Source organism: Acinetobacter lwoffii, assembly GCF_024129355.1.
Lineage (GTDB): Bacteria > Pseudomonadota > Gammaproteobacteria > Pseudomonadales > Moraxellaceae > Acinetobacter > Acinetobacter lwoffii_I.
In genome coordinates this window covers 247,325-265,906 of the sequence record NZ_JAMXXP010000001.1, presented here as the reverse complement: position 1 = coordinate 265,906, position 18,582 = coordinate 247,325, and the positions used below count along the sequence as shown (strand labels likewise).

16 protein-coding genes and 1 pseudogene are annotated in these 18,582 nt (G+C 42.3%); 7 read left to right on the top strand and 10 right to left on the bottom strand.

Annotated features, from left to right (window positions below):
* Nucleotides 1-344 precede the first annotated feature (344 nt).
* Both NI468_RS01355 and NI468_RS01350 read left to right on the top strand, forming a co-directional pair.
* Complete coding sequence (locus tag NI468_RS01355) at nucleotides 345-1,049, top strand: SIMPL domain-containing protein (protein WP_253099226.1); 705 nt, start codon at nucleotides 345-347, stop codon at nucleotides 1,047-1,049.
* A 164-nt stretch (nucleotides 1,050-1,213) separates the two neighbouring features.
* Nucleotides 1,214-1,809, top strand: a pseudogene (locus NI468_RS01350) (phosphatase PAP2 family protein).
* Between the two features lie 74 nt (nucleotides 1,810-1,883).
* Here NI468_RS01350 and proB read toward each other — a convergent pair.
* From proB to uvrB, 9 genes are all read right to left on the bottom strand, one after another.
* Nucleotides 1,884-3,017: a glutamate 5-kinase gene (proB, locus tag NI468_RS01345; RefSeq protein WP_005096449.1), complete on the bottom strand. Its 1,134-nt coding sequence runs from the start codon at nucleotides 3,015-3,017 to the stop codon at nucleotides 1,884-1,886.
* Between the two features lie 27 nt (nucleotides 3,018-3,044).
* On the bottom strand, nucleotides 3,045-4,262 hold the full coding sequence (gene cgtA / locus NI468_RS01340; protein ID WP_253099223.1) for an Obg family GTPase CgtA: 1,218 nt from the start codon (nucleotides 4,260-4,262) through the stop codon (nucleotides 3,045-3,047).
* Nucleotides 4,263-4,670: 408 nt separating this feature from the next.
* Nucleotides 4,671-5,045: a winged helix-turn-helix transcriptional regulator gene (locus NI468_RS01335; protein ID WP_004279680.1), complete on the bottom strand. Its 375-nt coding sequence runs from the start codon at nucleotides 5,043-5,045 to the stop codon at nucleotides 4,671-4,673.
* A 184-nt stretch (nucleotides 5,046-5,229) separates the two neighbouring features.
* Nucleotides 5,230-6,687: a glyceraldehyde-3-phosphate dehydrogenase gene (locus NI468_RS01330; protein WP_004279679.1), complete on the bottom strand. Its 1,458-nt coding sequence runs from the start codon at nucleotides 6,685-6,687 to the stop codon at nucleotides 5,230-5,232.
* A gap of 240 nt (nucleotides 6,688-6,927) precedes the next feature.
* A complete protein-coding gene (locus tag NI468_RS01325) occupies nucleotides 6,928-8,010 on the bottom strand; it encodes a hypothetical protein (RefSeq protein ID WP_252718429.1) in 1,083 nt (360 codons plus the stop codon).
* A gap of 57 nt (nucleotides 8,011-8,067) precedes the next feature.
* Nucleotides 8,068-8,694: a hypothetical protein gene (locus tag NI468_RS01320; protein WP_253099215.1), complete on the bottom strand. Its 627-nt coding sequence runs from the start codon at nucleotides 8,692-8,694 to the stop codon at nucleotides 8,068-8,070.
* A 106-nt stretch (nucleotides 8,695-8,800) separates the two neighbouring features.
* Nucleotides 8,801-9,739 carry an EamA family transporter RarD gene (rarD, locus tag NI468_RS01315; protein ID WP_253099213.1) on the bottom strand — a complete coding sequence of 313 codons (939 nt, stop codon included), beginning with the start codon at nucleotides 9,737-9,739 and terminating at the stop codon, nucleotides 8,801-8,803.
* Between the two features lie 162 nt (nucleotides 9,740-9,901).
* Nucleotides 9,902-10,489 (bottom strand): lipocalin family protein, encoded by a 588-nt coding sequence (locus NI468_RS01310; protein WP_253099211.1) that lies wholly within the window; start codon nucleotides 10,487-10,489, stop codon nucleotides 9,902-9,904.
* A 145-nt stretch (nucleotides 10,490-10,634) separates the two neighbouring features.
* A complete protein-coding gene (uvrB, locus tag NI468_RS01305; protein WP_253099209.1) occupies nucleotides 10,635-12,656 on the bottom strand; it encodes an excinuclease ABC subunit UvrB in 2,022 nt (673 codons plus the stop codon).
* Nucleotides 12,657-13,018: 362 nt separating this feature from the next.
* Here uvrB and NI468_RS01300 point away from each other — a divergent pair, with 362 nt between their 5' ends.
* Nucleotides 13,019-13,807, top strand: a complete 789-nt coding sequence (locus tag NI468_RS01300; protein ID WP_253099201.1) for an A1S_2505 family phage non-structural protein — start codon at nucleotides 13,019-13,021, stop codon at nucleotides 13,805-13,807.
* A gap of 288 nt (nucleotides 13,808-14,095) precedes the next feature.
* On the opposite strand, the gene NI468_RS01295 is transcribed toward NI468_RS01300, so the two are convergent.
* Complete coding sequence (locus NI468_RS01295) at nucleotides 14,096-14,275, bottom strand: hypothetical protein (protein ID WP_004646507.1); 180 nt, start codon at nucleotides 14,273-14,275, stop codon at nucleotides 14,096-14,098.
* Nucleotides 14,276-14,723: 448 nt separating this feature from the next.
* Here NI468_RS01295 and NI468_RS01290 point away from each other — a divergent pair, with 448 nt between their 5' ends.
* From NI468_RS01290 to NI468_RS01280, 4 genes are all read left to right on the top strand, one after another.
* Complete coding sequence (locus NI468_RS01290; RefSeq protein WP_253099199.1) at nucleotides 14,724-15,800, top strand: OmpW/AlkL family protein; 1,077 nt, start codon at nucleotides 14,724-14,726, stop codon at nucleotides 15,798-15,800.
* A gap of 155 nt (nucleotides 15,801-15,955) precedes the next feature.
* Complete coding sequence (locus NI468_RS01285; RefSeq protein WP_253099197.1) at nucleotides 15,956-17,170, top strand: MFS transporter; 1,215 nt, start codon at nucleotides 15,956-15,958, stop codon at nucleotides 17,168-17,170.
* The gene (locus NI468_RS16240) at nucleotides 17,163-17,297 is read left to right on the top strand and encodes a hypothetical protein (protein WP_262457471.1); all 135 of its coding nucleotides are present in this window, start codon (nucleotides 17,163-17,165) and stop codon (nucleotides 17,295-17,297) included. The genes NI468_RS01285 and NI468_RS16240 overlap by 8 nt, the downstream gene beginning before the upstream one ends.
* Nucleotides 17,298-17,475: 178 nt before the next feature.
* Nucleotides 17,476-18,441, top strand: a complete 966-nt coding sequence (locus NI468_RS01280; protein ID WP_253099194.1) for a TauD/TfdA dioxygenase family protein — start codon at nucleotides 17,476-17,478, stop codon at nucleotides 18,439-18,441.
* Nucleotides 18,442-18,582: the final 141 nt, after the last annotated feature.

The window sequence follows — 18,582 nt, the reverse complement described above, 5'->3', positions numbered from 1 at the left end:
TTTTCAGGAAAATAAACAACTTTCAGTCGCATTTTGTCCTAATCTTTATCGAAAAAAAACATCACACCAACCTATAACCTGTATGATCATCTTACAGTGTGACAGCAGAAAGAAAAGCGGGTTCTTTTATGCTTTTTTGTAGCACAGCTAACATTCAGGCAAAAAAGCTTAAAATCCACCATTAAGCACTTAATTATTAACGATAAACATAAATCAAGTAAGAGTGTAAAATGAAAGAAAATTTAACACTCTTACCACAAATATTTCGTAAAAAGATCACAATTGAGATTTAATATTTTAACAACGGCTTAGATGGCCAATTTTAAGAAAAACAGGACAATTTCATGCGTCTCTTAGCACTTACCAGTTTTATCCTTGCATCTACCTTGGCCACAGGCGCATTTGCAGCTCCGGCTGAATCGCTGAATTACAATGTTGTGAATCTTTCAGCAGAGGCCAGTCGTGAAATCTCAAATGATGAAATGCATGCCGTGCTTTATATTGAAAAATCCAACAAACAGCCAGCTGAATTGGCCACTCAAATTAACCAGCTAATGAATCAGGCCATTACCACAGCGCGCAAATATCCAACTGTGAAAATCGAGACGGGCGCACAAAGCACTTACCCTATTTATGACAATGATAACCGCAAATTGAAAGAATGGCGTGGACGTGCCCAGATTCGTCTGGAATCGAAAGATTTTAAAGCGGCGTCTCAACTGATTGCTGAATTACAACAGCACTTCCAGACCCAGTCAATTAACTTCAAAGTTTCAGACGAAAAGCGCAAAAAAGTTGAAAGCGAGCTGATGATTGAAGCCTCTAAAAACTTCCAGCAACGCGCACAGGCCCTGACTCAAGCTTGGAACAAACCGAGTTATCAACTGGTAAACTTAAATCTGAATACCAATAACTATTCACCACAACCTGTACCGCGTATGGCCATGATGAAAGCTGCATCGGCGGATATGGCTGTTCCAGAGCAGGAAGTTGCTGCGGGTGAATCGCAAATGACGGTGAGTGCCAATGGTGCGATTCAGTTTAAATAAGATTTCATCATATTATTCGGATTTTTAAGAACCACCCTTTTGGGTGGTTTTCTATCATTTGAATATTCTTTAATAATCAAGGCTACAAATTCATACAAATTCAGGTAGGAATTGAGGTTTGACCTGTTTAGAGTAACGGACATTTGTACCAATCCTCTCTGCTCATGTCTCTTGACCAACTGAATCTTTACCTGTTTCATATCCTAAATGTACCTGAACACGCCTCGATCTGGATGATCCACTATGCCTCCCTGATTGCGCATGATCTGGTTTATCTCTTTCTGCTGATTTTTGCTATTGCCTGGTTCCGTGGCAGTTATGAAGTAAAAACTGGCATTATCAGGGCATTTATTTTACAGCAATTACCTTGTCGATCAGCGAGGTATTGTCTGCGATCCTGAATACCCCACGTCCATTTGTAATAGATATTGGTCGCACCCTGATCGAACATGCACCTACAGGTTCTTTTCCCAGCAACCATATGAGTATTTTTAGTGGGATTGCCCTATCTTATTATTTTTCATCACAACGTGATTTGGGAAGAATTCTAATCTGGACAGCTTGGCTAGTAGCTTGGTCACGTGTTTATGTCGGTGTGCATTTTCCGATGGATATGCTGGGTGCATTCCTGATTGCAATAACAGTAAATTTAGCTGGATTACCATTGTGGTGGAAATATCAGGATAAACTCATGCAGTTTATTTTAACTATTCATCAGTCACTGTTTGCGCCATTAATCCGGATGGGCTGGATTAAATAAATCGCATTAAGATGTCATAAAAAATCCCGCTCGAAAGCGGGATTTTTTATGATTGAAATTTAAATCTGAATGACTTAGTAAATCGCCATATGATTGCGGTGAATCATCTCGAGTGAACGTGCTTCACCTAGAACCTGATGCACTTTATCAGAAGCCAGACCACGTACAATATCTGCCGAACGCGAACTAAAGTTAACACGACCGACTGCAATTCGGTGACCTTGTGTATCCACACATTCCACCACATCACCGCGCTCAAAATGTCCTTCAACCGCTTTGACGCCGACAGGCAACAAGCTACGATGATTGTCTTTAATGGCCTTTACCGCACCATCATCAATTACCAAACGACCTGCCGTTTGCAGGTGTGCTGCCAACCATTGCTGATGCGCGGTCATCCGATCTTTGTCAGTCACAAACAAGGTTCCTAACAATTCACCAGACATCAGACGAGATAGCACAGCATCACTATCACCGCTTGCAATTAAGGTCGGACAACCGGACTTTGCCGCCAGTCGTGCAGCACGAACTTTGGTCAGCATGCCGCCGCGACCAAATTTACCACCACCACCGGCCATCTCAAACAGGCTCTCATCCATCGCACGTACCGTATGGAACAGTTTGGCATCTGGATTCGAGCGTGGATCTGAGTCAAACATACCTTCCTGATCGGTTAAGATAATCAGAAGATCGGCATGCACCTGACCTGCCACCATGGCAGCCAGCGTGTCGTTATCACCAAAGCGGATTTCATCGGTAGAAACGGTATCATTTTCATTAATCACCGGAATCACGCGCCAGTCAATCAGGTTCTGCAAAGCATCACATGAATTGAGATAGCGGCGGCGATCTGCCAGATCATCATGGGTCAATAATACCTGCGCCGTTCGAATCTGGTGTTTCTCCAGTACGCTTGACCAGGTATGAATCAGGCCCATCTGACCAATGGCAGCACAAGCCTGAAGACTGGGTAGATCGGTGGGTCGATTCTCAAGTTTCATTCGCACCATACCTTCAGCCACAGCACCGGAAGACACCAGAATAATCTCGTGTCCTGCATTGTGTAGATCTGCGATTTGTCCCGCCCAGTGCGAGATGGCATCTAAATCTAAACCTTGTCCGTTTGCTGTGAGTAAAGATGATCCGATTTTAACAACGATTCGTTTACAACCCTTGAGCTGACGCTGCCCATCTACCACTTCTATCATCTTGTCCTCAGACTCTTCTCTCAGAGATTAGCGTACGTAGTACACTTCCACATCACTATCATCATCGCCATCTTCATCATCTTCGTCATCACCCAGAATACCGGCAAGACGTTGCTGACGACGCATCTCACGATACGCTTCTTTTGCAGCGATGGTTTGTTCACGTGTTTCAGCTTCAAGCTGATCACGGAATGCTTTCATTTCTGCTGCATATTCTTGATCTTCAGCTTCGCGTTCACGCTGCTCTTCGATCTGATCCATCAGGTAGTAAACCACGTCTTTGGTGCCTTCAGCAGTTAAGCCAGAAGTTTCAAAAACCGGGCCTTCCCACTGCAATTCTTCAAGAATATGAGTACACCATTCTTCACGTGTTTCTTCAGCCAACTGATCGACTTTATTCAGCACCAATATGATCGGCAGTTTTGAAAGCGTTGGGGAGAAGTTTTCTAACTCTTTCATAATTGCTTTAGCATTATGTGCCGGATCTGAGCCATCAATCGGTTGTACGTCAACGATGTGCAACAAAATACGGGTACGCGCCAAGTGCTTCAGGAAGCGAATCCCAAGACCTGCACCTTCAGATGCCCCTTCGATCAGACCTGGAATATCTGCCATCACGAATGAACGGTGACTATCGGCATCGACCACACCCAGGTTTGGCACCATGGTGGTAAATGGATAATCTGCAACTTTTGGTTTTGCCGCTGATACAGCACGAATGAAGGTGGATTTACCCGCATTTGGCATACCCAGCAAGCCGACATCTGCCAGAACTTTAAGCTCTAGACGGATTTCACGGAATTCGCCTTTTTGACCATGCGTACACTTACGTGGTGAACGGTTGGTCGATGATTTAAAGTGGGTATTACCTAAACCACCATCACCGCCTGCTGCAACTTTCACGCGTTGACCGTCTTCGATCAAGTCGCCAATAATGTCACCAGACTCAACATCTACAATTGTTGTTCCTACTGGAACTTTTAATACGGTATCTTCACCGCCACGACCAGCACAGTTCGCCCCACGGCCATTTTTTGCTCGTTCTGCACGATATTTACGTGTATAACGATAATCAACTAGCGTACTGGTGTCGTCGTCAGCCTGAATATAAATGCTGCCGCCACGACCACCATCACCACCATCTGGACCACCAAATGGCACGAATTTTTCACGGCGAAAACTGGCTACGCCATTGCCACCGTCGCCAGCCTCTACGGTAATGACTGCTTCATCAACAAAGCGCATATTGCCAATCCTCTAAAAACTTTAAAACCCCATATTCTGCCATATTTTAAAGAATTTCTCGAATAGAATTATGCAGCAATCCCATAAATCTTAGTTAGTCGTTTTCTCACCAAGCCTATTTGACCTATCTAAGGCATAGATTTAGAAACAGAATGCTTAAAAGATGGAAAAGAAGTGGTAGGAAATCAAGCGCTTTTGCCCTAATACTATCCCCTATTTTGGAAATTCTTTTTGTGAATTTCTTAATGATTTTTAAAATAATTTATAGAGGAGTAAATTTTTCAAAAGCCGTGTTCACAAGAAGATATTCTGATGCAGACACTTTTTAAAATCAGTATTTTATACAAACCAAGATAAGTCCAAATTTTGTATTTTCACAAACACTGCATTCCTGCCATTTAATGAAAACTATTTAATAACATTTTGTTTATGTTCTAAAATATCTGGCAGACTTTTTTCAATCCAGCCAATTAAATACATGATTTTTTCAGCCGCTTGTGAACCGGTAATCGTCAATTGATATTCCACTTTTGGCGGCACCACCGGATAAACTGTTCTGAGAATAAAACCATCCTGCTCCAGCATTTTTAAAGTCTGGGACAACATCTTTTCACTTACCCCTTCAATGCGCTGTTTCAGTTCACTGAAACGATGCACCCCTTCACTTAAACAACGCAAAACCAAGACCGACCATTTATTGGCAAGGTGTTCCAATATTTCACGTGATGGACATTCAGTCGATAAAACCTGACCTAATAATGGGCTGATTGCATAATTTGTCATACTATTTCTCGCAATATTTTTTATTACTTACTCATTTTAATATACTTACTCTTTGTAAGTTATCAGATTAATATTTTGCCAGCAAGCAGATTTATTGATTCTTATTAGATTAAAAAGTCTGCTTTAAATAAAAAAATCATAAAAAAAGAGCCTCAAATGAGGCTCTTTTTTAGCTAAATACTAATTATGCATTAGTTTCAGCAGGAACTTTTGGATAGCTTACGCCACCCATTTGTTCAGCAATACGCAATACCTGGCAGCTATAACCCACTTCGTTATCGTACCAAACATAAGCAGTTAAACGGTTGCCTGAAGTGATCGTTGCTTGCGCGTCAAATACACCTGCAGTGCGTGAACCGATAAAGTCAGAAGATACCACTTCAGTCGAGTTGGTATAACCGATTTGACCTTGCAGGCTAGAACCGATTGAAATCTGACGAATGTATTCGTTCACTTCATCACGATCAACGTCTTGACCTAAAGTCAGGTTAAGAATCGCAAGAGATACGTTTGGTGTAGGTACACGTACAGAGTTACCTGTCAATTTACCTTGAAGAGCTGGAAGCGCTTTCGCTACTGCTTTCGCTGCACCAGTTTCAGTAATAACCATGTTCAATGTTGCAGCACGACCACGACGGTCAGCTTTATGGTAGTTGTCGATCAGGTTCTGGTCGTTCGTGAACGAGTGAACTGTTTCAACATGACCATTCAACACCGTGTATTTGTCATGTAATACTTTCAGTGTAGGTGTAATAGCGTTAGTCGTACAGCTTGCAGCAGAGATGATGGTATCTTCATCAAGGATATCCGCTTGGTTTACACCGTAAACTACGTTCTTCATGTCACCTTTACCAGGTGCAGTCAGAATCACACGAGCAGCGCCCGGGCATTTAAGGTGTTGAGCAAGACCTTCAGCATCACGCCATTTACCTGTGTTGTCGATCACAAGTGCATTGTTGATACCGTATGCAGTGTAATCTACTTCAGAAGGATTAGAAGCATAAATCACTTTGATGAAGTTACCGTTGGCAATGATTGCTTCGTTTTCTTCATCTACAGAAATTGTGCCTGCAAATGGACCGTGAATAGAGTCACGACGCAATAAAGATGCACGTTTTTCCAAATCACCATCCGATGATTTACGAACAACGATTGCTTTCAGGCTAAGACCACGACCCAGACCTGATTGACCAATCATCAAACGTGCCAGGATACGACCGATACGACCGAAACCATAAAGAACCACATCTTTATGTTCTACAGCAGCAGCATTGCCTTCGATCGATTTAACAGCGTCTGCAACAAATGCATCGATGTCGCCGCCTTTTTCTTTAAATTCAACAGCAAGTTTACCCAGATCAACTTCAGCAGAACCGATGTTTTCTACTTTCACCAATGCTTCAAGAATTGGGAAAGTATCAACTACAGAAAGTTCAACGTCCAGTACGCGAGTACGGCGGTGTGCTTTCAAAATCTGAATCACAGAGCGGTTAATTAAAGAGCGACCATAAACTGTAGCTACAATATTTTTTTCACGATATAACTGGCCAACAAGGGCAATCATACGTTCCGCAAGTTCTTCACGGTTTTTCCAGCGACCTTGGTGTTCTGCATGGAGGGCAACAATAGTGTCTTTGCTCACAGATACGTCCTCTAATTAATTGTAAATCTAAGCATAAATTTCTAAACCCGACAATTGTAATGGAATTGGCCGCAAGTTTGAATCAAAAGCTCGTTGAGACGGGTGGTTTTTAACGTATATTCACTATAAATTTCAAAAATAGTCGTAATTAGCTGAATGATTTTGCATCCGAAAATGCTAAAGACCACTATTTTTCAGTACCTGACACAAATTTGTTAAATGTTGTTTATTCAAACAAATCTAAAGTTCAAAATTTAGCGTCCCACCCTGTTCAGGCTGGATTCTACTCCCTGCTGAAAAATTCATGTCCAGACTCATGGAGGCATTGAAGTTTTCTACATCGAAATCATCATAGGTTTCGGGCAAGTGAATGAGCAAAGGTAAACGGGTCAGGCCATTATCCCCAGAGGGAAAAGCATAGTGGCGATCAACCTGCTGTAAATGCTGCAAACTTTCAAATTCCAGAAATACGCTACAGTTTTCATGTGTTCTTGGCACCTGAATAATTTCCAGAAACATACTGCGCTTTAACTGCTGCAATTGATTGAGCGCGGTATCAATCGCCTCATCGAAATTATTCTTACGCCATAACTTTTTAAATACGGATTTTTTCTCTTCATCCGCTTTTTGCCGCTGCAGTGTATTAATATATTTTTTCAGATCCCGGTATTGCTGTACATTTTCAGAAATCGTATTTTGAATATCCAGAACAGCCTGCTGTGAACGCTGATGCATGACTTGCCATTCATTGCGGTGTGTAGGAATAAAGGTTTCCACTTTACGCTTTTCCAGTAAACGGATAAAAGCCAGCAGTTTATATTCAAAATTCTGGATGTACTGATTAAACATGAAACCCGGCTGGGACTTGAAATCGCGGTAATAGGCCAGAATTTCTATAAATGTTTTATGGACATGCAGATATAGATAATCAAACTCTTCAATATGCGACAAATGATCACGAATGGCATCCCGCATCGGCAAAAGCAATTCACGCGTCATAATTTCTTCAAACTGTTTCAGGTGACGTTGTGCCACCACATCGGCATTTTTCTCTACAACGTGAATGGGCTCAACCAGTAAAGGTAATAACTTCTGTTCAGACACCTGTTCCAGTGTATGCACAATGTCGATTACATCCAAATGAATCTGACTCTGTAAAGTCACCATCCGCTGCATCTGTGATTTCAGGGTTTCTACCACCGCTTCATCCATGTCATCCTGCAGGTCCAGAATCAGGATATTCAGATAGACCTGATCTTCAAGTGCACCTTTTTCTTCAATCAGGAAACGACGAATAGAATACGGGTTTTGCTGCACATCCATCACCGGCGCAACGATAAATAGAAATTGCGAGGTACGGACAATATCAAAATGACGAATCTACTGCTCTTTAATCAGGAAATAACGGAAAAGTGGATGCGTCATTTCTGCAGTCTGTTTTTTTAATAGCGGCTTATACCAATAACCCAACAATTGCTGCTTGATAAAAACTTCAATAATAAAGCATTTGATTTGCTGTTCGGTAAGCTGACGCACCCCTTCAACCGGCTGTAAGCGAAGATCACGAATAATTTCAGCAGCATTTAATAAAAAAGTACGACGCAGTTCCAGCTTTTCACGCTGCATCTGAAAATTTTCATTGACGTCAATTTTATCGATTTGTTCAAGTACATTTTCTAAGTAGTCCGCGATTTGCAAGCTATCATTCAAACCCTGCAAACTTTTCAGTGACAGGCCAAAGGTACTGGCATAGTAACGCATCCGGTCATTGAGAAATTTTTGGCTGAGACGTTCTACTGAATGTTGAGCCTGATAGCGGTATTGATCCATTTCCTGATCCCAAAGAATTTTCTTGGGCTTTAAAATCTGAAAATCAATACTTTCTTTTAATTCGGGTGAAACTTCTGCCAAAATAGTACGAAGCTCTCGCTCCCAATTTAAATCCAGACTTGGTTCCAGTTGTGATAAACGTGCACGCAACTGATATGGAATCGCAATCTGTGACATGTTTATCCCCTTAAAATATAGAAAACATTCTTTTAAACAAAGTAGACGATTTTGAAAATAATCAGGTCAATATTGTCTGACGAATATAACTATTATGCAAACAGCATTATTCATTATTTTTCCTGAGTTTTTCCAGCTGTACAGCTTTATTTGCCAGCTCATATTTCTTCAGCTGCTGCTGTTTTAAATGCAATATTCCTTCCACAACCAGCAATAATACAGCTAGCCAGATTGGAATATAGGTCAGCCATTCACCTGATTCCACACGCTCACCCAGTGCCATCGAGGCAAAAGCGAGCAGTACCGGCTCCAGATAACTCAACAGCCCAAAGATGACAAAAGGTAAATATCGGCTAGCCAAAATATAGCTACCTAAACCGAGCGCACTTAAAAAGCCCAATCCAAGAACTGCCAGGATCAAATGAGAATGACTCAACATAAGCGACATAGAATCGCTATAGATAAAGCCCAAATAAAATGCCACAGGCAAAATCAGAAATAGATCCCACCAGAATCCACCAAGATGATCGGTCGCGAATTTACGCCGCATAAAGAAATAAAGTGGATAAGCTAAAGCGACATAGACCGTTTCCCATGCGATTGAACCGATCCGCCAGATTTCATGCCCTACCCCCAACATTGCCAGAGCAACGGCGACCATCTGGAAAGATGACAATTTTTCTTTATAAAGCACACAGCCGACCAGCACCATCACCAGAGGTAGCAGAAAATAACCGAGCGAGACTTCGAGGCCACGGCCATTGATAGGTCCCCATAGAAATAACCACAATTGCGTGGTACACAACAGTGAACTGATCAGCAACCAGATCAAGAATGAAGGCTGTTGCAACACCCGCTTAAAGATATTGCTAATATGTTTCAGATCACCCGACCACCACATAAAGGCTGTGAGGAATGGTAAAGTCGCCAGCATACGCCAAGCAAAAGTCTGTTCACTATCTAAAGGCTGTAAAAAAGGCGTAAATACATACAGCACTCCAAAAACCACAGAGGCCAAGACAGATAACGCGATGCCTTTATACATAGTTAAACTCTACTTTCATTCGCCGGCATTATAACGATTAGTACAATAGAAAGCTTGATGCTTCATCTATTTAAAATGTAGTTATCTCTCGATTTTAGATTGTCTTTCGACTCATAAAATAAAAAACCATGCCATAGCATGGTTCCCATTAAGACGATCTTTTTATCTTTGAGTTTGTTTAGTATGAATTACATCACTCAGGTCATAACCCACCGACTGTGCATATTGTAAATATTCATTTACCACATTTTTATCCAATTGAGGATCACGTGAGAGTATCCACATATATTTGCGTTTAGGCTCTCCGACCAAAACAGTTTGATAATTTTCATCCAGTTTTAAGACCCAATAATCGCCACGAGCGACCGGAATCCAGCGAATAAAGTCCGGCAAGAAACTGACTTTTAATTTGGTATTTTGCGGTGGATTTTGCACAAATGCCTCGCCCAGCGACTGGGTTTGTTCACCATCTTTTTTAATGCAGCGGTTATCCACCACGATATTGCCATTTTCATTTAAAGTATAGGTCGCTGTAACATCACGATCACACTTATTTTGAAAATACAAAGGCTTGCGTGCTACTTCGTACCATGTTCCCAGATAACGGTCCAGTTCAACTTTCTCAATGGTCGGTAATGGCTCCTCTTTCGCATAGGCCATGGTAGCGGCGCCCAAACCGAGAAGAACCGCACTACCCACCGCAATTTTTGCCAGCTTTAATCCAGTACGTGAAGATTTTTGAGTTGTCATAAAGATACCTATTGCATGTTCACAAAATATTTATTTAAAAAAATTCTGTTCATACAATAGCTTTATCCAATTCCTAAATTTGTTACATTATGTTTGGTTTGTGATTGATTTTACGTCATTTAAATAAGATTTAATGCAACAAAAATCAATCAAACATCTGGGCTTTTAAACGCACAATTTCATCACGCATACGCGCAGCCTGCTCAAACTGAAGCTCTTTGGAAGCTTTCAGCATTTCCTTTTCAAGCTTGTTAATGTGTTTCGCAAACATTTTCGGATCTGCCATGATATGCCGCTCATCGGCACTGATCGCACGTGCCTGATCCGAGACTTTCAATTCAATTGAATCATCATCCAATACTTCACCAGTATCAATTTCCTTGATCACCTGACGCACTGCACTGCGCGGCGTAATGCCATGTTCTTCATTAAACTGAATCTGCTTGGCACGACGACGATCCGTCTCATCAATGGCTTTCTGCATCGAATCAGTAATGCGATCAGCATACAAAATCGCCTTACCTTTCAGGTTACGCGCAGCGCGACCAATGGTCTGAATGAGAGAACGCTCAGAACGCAGAAAACCTTCTTTATCGGCATCCAGAATGGCGACCAGTGACACTTCCGGCATATCCAGCCCTTCACGCAGCAGGTTAATCCCGACCAGTACATCATGCACCCCAGTACGCAGTTCATGAATGATTTTGACCCGCTCGACGGTATCGATATCCGAGTGTAAATAAGCGACCTTAATCCCATATTCTTTCAAATAAGAGGTTAAATCTTCAGCCATACGCTTCGTCAAGGTCGTAACCAGCACCCGCTCATTAATATCTTTACGCAGATTAATTTCGGAAAGCACATCATCGACCTGCGTCAGAACTGGACGAATTTCAATTTCTGGATCGATCAGACCGGTCGGGCGTACCACCTGCTCGACAATCTGCTGGGACTTTTCCAGCTCGTAACGTGCGGGCGTTGCGCTGACATACACAGTCGTCGGCACAATCCGTTCCCACTCCTCAAATTTCATTGGCCGGTTATCCAGCGCGCTTGGCAAACGGAATCCGTAATTGACCAGATTTTCTTTACGCGAACGGTCGCCCTTATACATGGCACCAATCTGCGGCACCGTCACATGCGATTCATCAATAATCAGCAAGGCATCATCCGGAATATAATCGAACAAGGTCGGCGGCGCTTCACCCGCAGGGCGTCCAGATAAATGACGTGAGTAATTTTCAATGCCGTTGGTATAACCTAATTGCTGCATCATTTCCAGATCATAGCGTGTCCGCTGTTCAATCCGCTGGGCTTCCAACAGTTTGTCATTTTCCCGGAAGAACACCAGACGATCTTTAAGTTCGTCTCGGATGGTTTCAATCGCACGGGATAAATTGTCTTTAGGCGTAACATAGTGGCTTTTAGGATAAATGGTCACACGAGGTACTTTACGAACCATTTTCCCGGTCAGCGGATCAAACCAGCGAATAGAGTCAACTTCATCATCAAATAGTTCAATCCGGATCGCATCCTGATCCGATTCTGCCGGAAAAATATCAATAATTTCACCGCGAATACGATAAGTACCGCGCAGGAATTCCAGTTCATTACGCGAATACTGCATCTCGACCAGACGGCGAATAATATCATCACGGCCAATGCGATCGCCTTCCACCACATGCAGCAACATGCTCATATAGGCATTCGGATCACCCAAACCATAAATGGCAGACACCGAAGCGACAATAATTGCATCACGTCGCTCTAAGAGTGAACGGGTTGCGGAAAGGCGCATCTGGTCAATATGGTCATTAATTGCAGCATCTTTCTCGATAAAAGTATCTGAAGATGGAACATAGGCTTCTGGCTGATAATAATCATAATAACTGACAAAATACTCAACGGCGTTATTCGGGAAAAACGCTTTAAATTCGCCGTAAAGCTGCGCAGCCAAGGTTTTGTTATGTGCCATGACTATGGTCGGACGCTGGGTCTGGGCAATGACATTGGCCATGGTATAGGTCTTACCAGAGCCTGTTACCCCCAGTAAAAGCTGATCATGAAAACCCTGTTCAATGCCTTTGACCAGCTTTGCAATGGCCTGTGGCTGATCGCCTGCTGGTTGATAACTGGTCACTAATTCAAAGGGCTTTTTATCACTCATAGCTTTCGCTGACTTCGCTGCGGATATAGATTTGATTTATTATGAGGGTAAATTGGAATTACTCAATCCCTGCTTAGGTTTCTGTTTGGTAAAATAAAACAATATTACTATTCATTATTTGTTAGCGCTTTAATCGCTATCTGCTTTGAAAAATCATTAATAAAATATACAGTTACAAAGGGAATAAATACAGAACAAACTAATCATTTTCAGCCAGCAGCTTTATTTGGGCGTACTCGGTATCCTGTTTTGGCTTATGGGTGAAATACTCTATCTGTTTGGCTAGTCCGGCACAATTTTGCCTTGACCCCTTTTCATTTCAAAGGCAACATGAAGATCAGGATGGCCTAGAATCGACAATTATGACTTACCACTATCACGATGAAAGTATTGTTAAATCCCTTCCGGAAAATACGGTTTTTGTTTTTGGCAGCAACTTGGCTGGACAACACGGTGGTGGAGCAGCTAGAACGGCACTTGAGCATTTTGGTGCAGTCATGGGCGTGGGTCGTGGCTGGGCGGGTCAGAGCTATGCCATTCCCACCATGAACGAGCATTTGCAACAAATGCCGCTCTCACAAATCCAGCACTATATTGATGACTTTAAGATTTACACCAAAAATCATCCTAAAAATAAATATTTTATTACTTCCTTGGGCTGTGGGATCGCAGGTTATAAGGTCGAGGAAATTGCACCGATGTTTAAAGGCATCTCACGCAATGTCATTTTCCCGCAATCTTTCCGTCCTTTTGTCGAAAAGCCGCTGCCAAAATTAAGCGCAAATTTTTTACACACCATATTCCGTGATTCGGTCATTTTAACTCCGGCCAGTGATGAATTGATTGAAGAACTGCCTTTGACCGAAAATGAAAAAAGTCTGGCGAGAATTATTTTAAATACCCAGATCTATCCGACCGACAGCAATGGACGGGAACGTGTCTTTGAAATTGAAGATATCCTGCATAATCTGAATACCAAGCTGGTCGATTTTCAAAGCCATTCAGAAGGTGCCATGCTGTTTGGAGGCGTGATTTTAGCGCTACTGGAACTTTATAATATTAACGAGAAAGATTTTATCGATGTCTGGCAAGGCGAGAGAGAAATCGCGCCACCGAAGCCGGAAAATAAAGCGCGTAAAAGCATGCGTTAGTGCTATCAAAATATCTTTCAAAAAAAGCCAATGTTTGAATTGGCTTTTTTTTCTGGGCGGCTAAAATGTCGAATATGAAATCAACCAGGTGTGGATTTTATTTTGGTCGGCATTTAGAGAGCTTAAATATTTCGTTTGCTTTATTAAGAATAAAATTGAAAGAGATTTGGATAAATTAGAGCACCATTTTCTCTTTGCGCGAAAGATGAATCAAATATTACTCATCAACTCCCTAAAAATTTCCACAAAAAAAGCCATGATTTATCATAGCTTTTTGAGTCTGATCAATTAGCGTTTGCCCATTGAACGGCGAGTACCACGTGGTGGCATCCAGGTACGGTCAGCATAACGCTGTGGTCTTGGTCTTAAATCTTCCAGAACTTCTTCTGCAGCATTTTGCTCTGCTTGCTTGATCGGGAAAGGTAAATTAACCAGGGGCTTTTTTTTGGGAGGAGTTTGGGTGCTCATGTGATTCACTCAATAATATATGCAGCTATTGTACAAAAAAACTCAGTCGACTGGGTAGCAGGATCTTGGATAAATTCATATGGTATTGTTTTGGAAAAATAAAAAATAATCCCATAATGGTAAATGCTTGAACTAATACAGCCTAAAATTTGCCTAAACTCTCCTCTATATCTTCTATGATAAAAATTCATATGATTGAATTTTAACGCTCTCAAGAGCACATTTCCTTCATTTTTATACTTAAGCTAGCAGGGTAAAAATAATTATTTTACACACTATGCATTTTTTAAAACTCAAGAGATATATACAAAAAATATACCGTAGTTACCAATATTAACTATCGATTAACTTTTGACCTGTTGTTCTATAACTGAATTTTTTAATGTAATTCACATAATTAATGAACTATAAAAACGAATAAACAAACTGGACATGGAGTTCCAAATCAATGAAAACATTGCTGGCATGTATGGCAGGCCTAGCCACTTTACCTATGGTCGCGCATGCAGATTCCCCTTATTTTAGCTTGCAAGATGGAAATGGCTTTAAGCGCTTTTCGGTATCAATCGGTGCATTGCATGTGATGCCGCAAGGCAAGGCCCAACCATTTAAAGTGAATACTGCTGTCGAAAACGGTAAAAGTTATAGAAACGGCGCTATCAATGTTGATACGGTCGTTAATAATCTTGATCCTTCTGTCGATCAGAGAACAGTGAAAGGATTATTAGAAGGGATGGGTTTCTTCACTGGAGGTACATTACCAGCGAATATCAGTGGAACCACTCAAATCAATGGTCTGTCTGAATGGGATAATCCAGGTACCGGTCTGACAGCGGATGATGTCACCACTTTAGGCATTATGACCAATTACTATTTTACCGATAATATTTCTTTTGAAATGAAAGCCGGCATTCCACCCAAGGTTGATCTGCAAGGTAAAGGTAAAATCTATGCACCGTTCTCGGGAACAGCAACCCCTACTCTGGGCAATATTGAACTTCCTATCGATATTATACTGAAGAAAGATATCGAGATTACTGATCTGGAAGCCTATGGTCCGGCTGCCTCTGCCCGCGCCTGGACACCTGCCTTTGAATTCCAGTATCACTTTGGTAAAACCGGAGTGAATAAATTCCGGCCTTATGTCGGCTTAGGTGTGATGTATGCCTATTTCAATGAACTGGAAATTAACTCACGTACCGAGCAGGACCTAATTGCTGCAGGACATATGATTGCCAATATTAAACAAGGCAATGCTGGAGCTTCCCTTGAAGGTAAGCTAAGTGAAGCCGATCCAAAAGTAAAGCTTGAGGCATCCGATGCTTTCGCACCTGTGGCCACGATCGGCTTTAGCTATGACTTTAATGACACCTGGTTTGCAGTCGGTTCAGTCTCTTATGCACATCTAAAAAATGACACGACAATTACGGTGACAGATGCAAATCTAGGTGAACTGATTCGCTCTAAAGCCGATATCGAAGTCAATCCGATTCTGGCCTATGCCGGGATTGGGATGCGTTTCTAAGTTTGAAACCCGATATTTGATTAAACGGCTTCGGCCGTTTTTTTAGGTTTAAAATATTGATAAAAAAAATTTATCTTTTGATCAATATTTATTTAATCGCCTCTCTTGCTTGAATCGAATACTATACATATCAATTTTATAGGCATGAATGACGTATGGCTGACAGTCAATTTTCCAAAGCTCTTATTTTTATGCTGATTGGATCCGCCATCATTTTGGCACTGTCACTGGGTGTACGTCATGCATTTGGCTTGTATCTGGTGCCGATGAGCGAAGAGTTTGGCTGGGGTCATAATGTTTTTAGCTTGGCCATTGCCATGCAAAACCTGATCTGGGGTGCAGTGCAGCCGATTACCGGGGCATTTGCCGATAAATATGGCAGCAAGATTGTGGTAGCTGTAGGCGGAGCCTTATATACCATCGGTCTACTGTTAATGGCAGTCAGCTCGACCGGCTTACTTTTAAATCTGAGTGTGGGTCTGATTCTGGGTCTGGCCCTGTCTGCTACTTCATTTCCGGTGTTATTGTCTGCAGTTGGACGTGCTGCCCCACCAGAAAAGCGCAGTTTGGCGATGGGTATTGCCAGTGCAGCCGGTTCTTTTGGCCAGTTTATCATGCTGCCTTCAACTCTTCTGCTATTACAGAATGTTGGCTGGTCAGCGGCGCTGATAGTCAGCGCCATTTTAATTGCACTGATTGTGCCATTGGCCTGGATGCTGAAAGCACCGATGTATGTTCATCCCAACGCGGCCGCTACCCCCACTAAAGTCTCACTCAGTTTTAAACAGATTCTGGTGGTGGTGAAAAATCATAAACCCTTCTGGTTTCTGGCTATGGGCTTTTTTGTTTGTGGTTTTCAGGTCGTTTTTATTGGCATTCACCTGCCTGGCTATCTGATTGATCATGGCTTTAATGCCATAACTGGTACAATTTTTCTGGCACTGGTGGGTCTGTTTAATGTGCTAGGCACCTATACCGCCGGCTGGCTCGGTGGAAAATATTCCAAACCGCATCTGCTAATGGGATTATATGCCCTGCGTGGAATTGCGATTATTGCCTTTCTCATGCTGCCTCTCAGCACATGGACAGTCTATAGCTTTGGTGTCATTATGGGATTACTCTGGTTATCGACCGTTCCGCTGACCAATGGCATTGTGGCCAATATGTTCGGGGTGAAATATCTGACCATGCTCAGTGGTATTGTATTTTTCACCCATCAGGTTGGCTCGTTTTTCGGTGGCTGGCTCGGTGGAGTCAACCATGATTTGAGCGGCAATTATAATGCGGTGTGGATGCTATCAATTGTCCTCAGCATTTTTGGCGTACTGGTGCATTTCTGGGTCAATGAGGAGCAAATCGTCCATGACTGATTCTCTGTTGAAACTCAAACTCTCGATTGTGGTGGCAATCCTGCTTTTACTGGCTTTGTCGATTGGACTGTGGTTTCAAACCCCTCAGCTGTTTGAATATTTTAATCAGGCTTTTTGCGCACACTAAACTGCTGGAATATCCTCAGCAGAAAATGCGCAATCCATCGCACAATAAGTTAAATGTTTTAAAATCAACTAAATAGTAAAAATATTAGATTATTCATAAACTTATCATTTCTTTTGATTTTATTTCAGTCTGGAATTTTCTTAGATTTTGATCAATAAGAAAATTCTGAGACTTGATAATGACCAGCTTAACCCAACTTTCACAAGCGATTCATGATGCCCCACGCTGGCATCAGCAAGATCAATTTCAACATCCGGCTGAAATCAAGATTGTACCGCAAACAGATCAGGCCTTAGGCGCAGTGGTCTATGGTCTGGATGCCCGTAAAGCACAGTCATCTGACACCATTCTGAAATTAAAACAGGCGCTGGCCGAGCACCTGATTTTGATCTTCAAACAGCAAAGTCTGGATGATTTGCAGTATCTGGCATTTTCAACTTATTTCGGTTCCATTTTCCGCCCAGGTGCAGACACACCGGTACTGGCTGCGCAGTCCGATAGCGGTGTTCCACCCGATGTCGTGCCGGTTTCCAATGCCGTCGGTCAGGGAGATTATACCGGGCATGGTGAACTCACTCCACATGCCGATCATCAATGGACACCCCTACCTTCTTTTGGTTCCCTTCTGTATGCAATTGAACTGCCTCAGGACGGCGGGCAGACTAGCTGGATCAACACCATTAAAGCTTATGATGCACTCGATGAAGCAACCAAGGTAGAGATCGATCAGCTGCAACTGATTACTTATAACCCTTTTGTGCGCCATCAAAAAACTAAAGATCAGGCTGTTGATCAAGGTTACGGTAATAGTCCGCTGTATCGCTTTAAAGATCAGCCCATATTAAGTCATGCCTATCCGCACCCACTGGTGCGGACCCATCCTGAATCTGGCCGTAAAGCGCTTTGGTTAAACACGCATACCGAGGTCGAGCTGGTCAATTATGATGATCAGGCTGGCAGTCAACTGATCGAAAAATTACGTGAGCATATTTCAAAACCTGAGTTCGCTTATGAACATCATTGGGAAGTGGGCGATATCGTGTTCTGGGACAATCAGGTGACTTTGCACTCACGCCGTCCATTCCCGGCGGATCAGCGCCGTTTATTGAAACGCATCAGTCTGGCCGGTAGCCGCCCATTTTAAAAACCAGAAAATCCGAATAATAAGAAAGGACATTACAACCTTCGATAATAATGACTCATATTTAAATCCTGTACCATTGAGACTTTGACCGCCTCAATGGTTTTTTATTTTTTCAAACAATCAACATTCTTGGTTCTGAAT

Coding starts and splice junctions, on each gene's coding strand:
- NI468_RS01300 (WP_253099201.1), top strand. CDS start 13,019: ATGACTTACCACTATCACGATGAAAGTATTGTTAAATCCCTTCCGGAA.
- NI468_RS01325 (WP_252718429.1), bottom strand. CDS start 8,010: ATGGATGTGCAGCAAAACCCGTATTCTATTCGTCGTTTCCTGATTGAA.
- NI468_RS16240 (WP_262457471.1), top strand. CDS start 17,163: ATGACTGATTCTCTGTTGAAACTCAAACTCTCGATTGTGGTGGCAATC.
- cgtA (WP_253099223.1), bottom strand. CDS start 4,262: ATGCGCTTTGTTGATGAAGCAGTCATTACCGTAGAGGCTGGCGACGGT.
- proB (WP_005096449.1), bottom strand. CDS start 3,017: ATGATAGAAGTGGTAGATGGGCAGCGTCAGCTCAAGGGTTGTAAACGA.
- NI468_RS01320 (WP_253099215.1), bottom strand. CDS start 8,694: ATGTCACAGATTGCGATTCCATATCAGTTGCGTGCACGTTTATCACAA.
- NI468_RS01290 (WP_253099199.1), top strand. CDS start 14,724: ATGAAAACATTGCTGGCATGTATGGCAGGCCTAGCCACTTTACCTATG.
- NI468_RS01310 (WP_253099211.1), bottom strand. CDS start 10,489: ATGACAACTCAAAAATCTTCACGTACTGGATTAAAGCTGGCAAAAATT.
- NI468_RS01295 (WP_004646507.1), bottom strand. CDS start 14,275: ATGAGCACCCAAACTCCTCCCAAAAAAAAGCCCCTGGTTAATTTACCT.
- rarD (WP_253099213.1), bottom strand. CDS start 9,739: ATGTATAAAGGCATCGCGTTATCTGTCTTGGCCTCTGTGGTTTTTGGA.
- NI468_RS01355 (WP_253099226.1), top strand. CDS start 345: ATGCGTCTCTTAGCACTTACCAGTTTTATCCTTGCATCTACCTTGGCC.
- NI468_RS01285 (WP_253099197.1), top strand. CDS start 15,956: ATGGCTGACAGTCAATTTTCCAAAGCTCTTATTTTTATGCTGATTGGA.
- uvrB (WP_253099209.1), bottom strand. CDS start 12,656: ATGAGTGATAAAAAGCCCTTTGAATTAGTGACCAGTTATCAACCAGCA.
- NI468_RS01335 (WP_004279680.1), bottom strand. CDS start 5,045: ATGACAAATTATGCAATCAGCCCATTATTAGGTCAGGTTTTATCGACT.
- NI468_RS01280 (WP_253099194.1), top strand. CDS start 17,476: ATGACCAGCTTAACCCAACTTTCACAAGCGATTCATGATGCCCCACGC.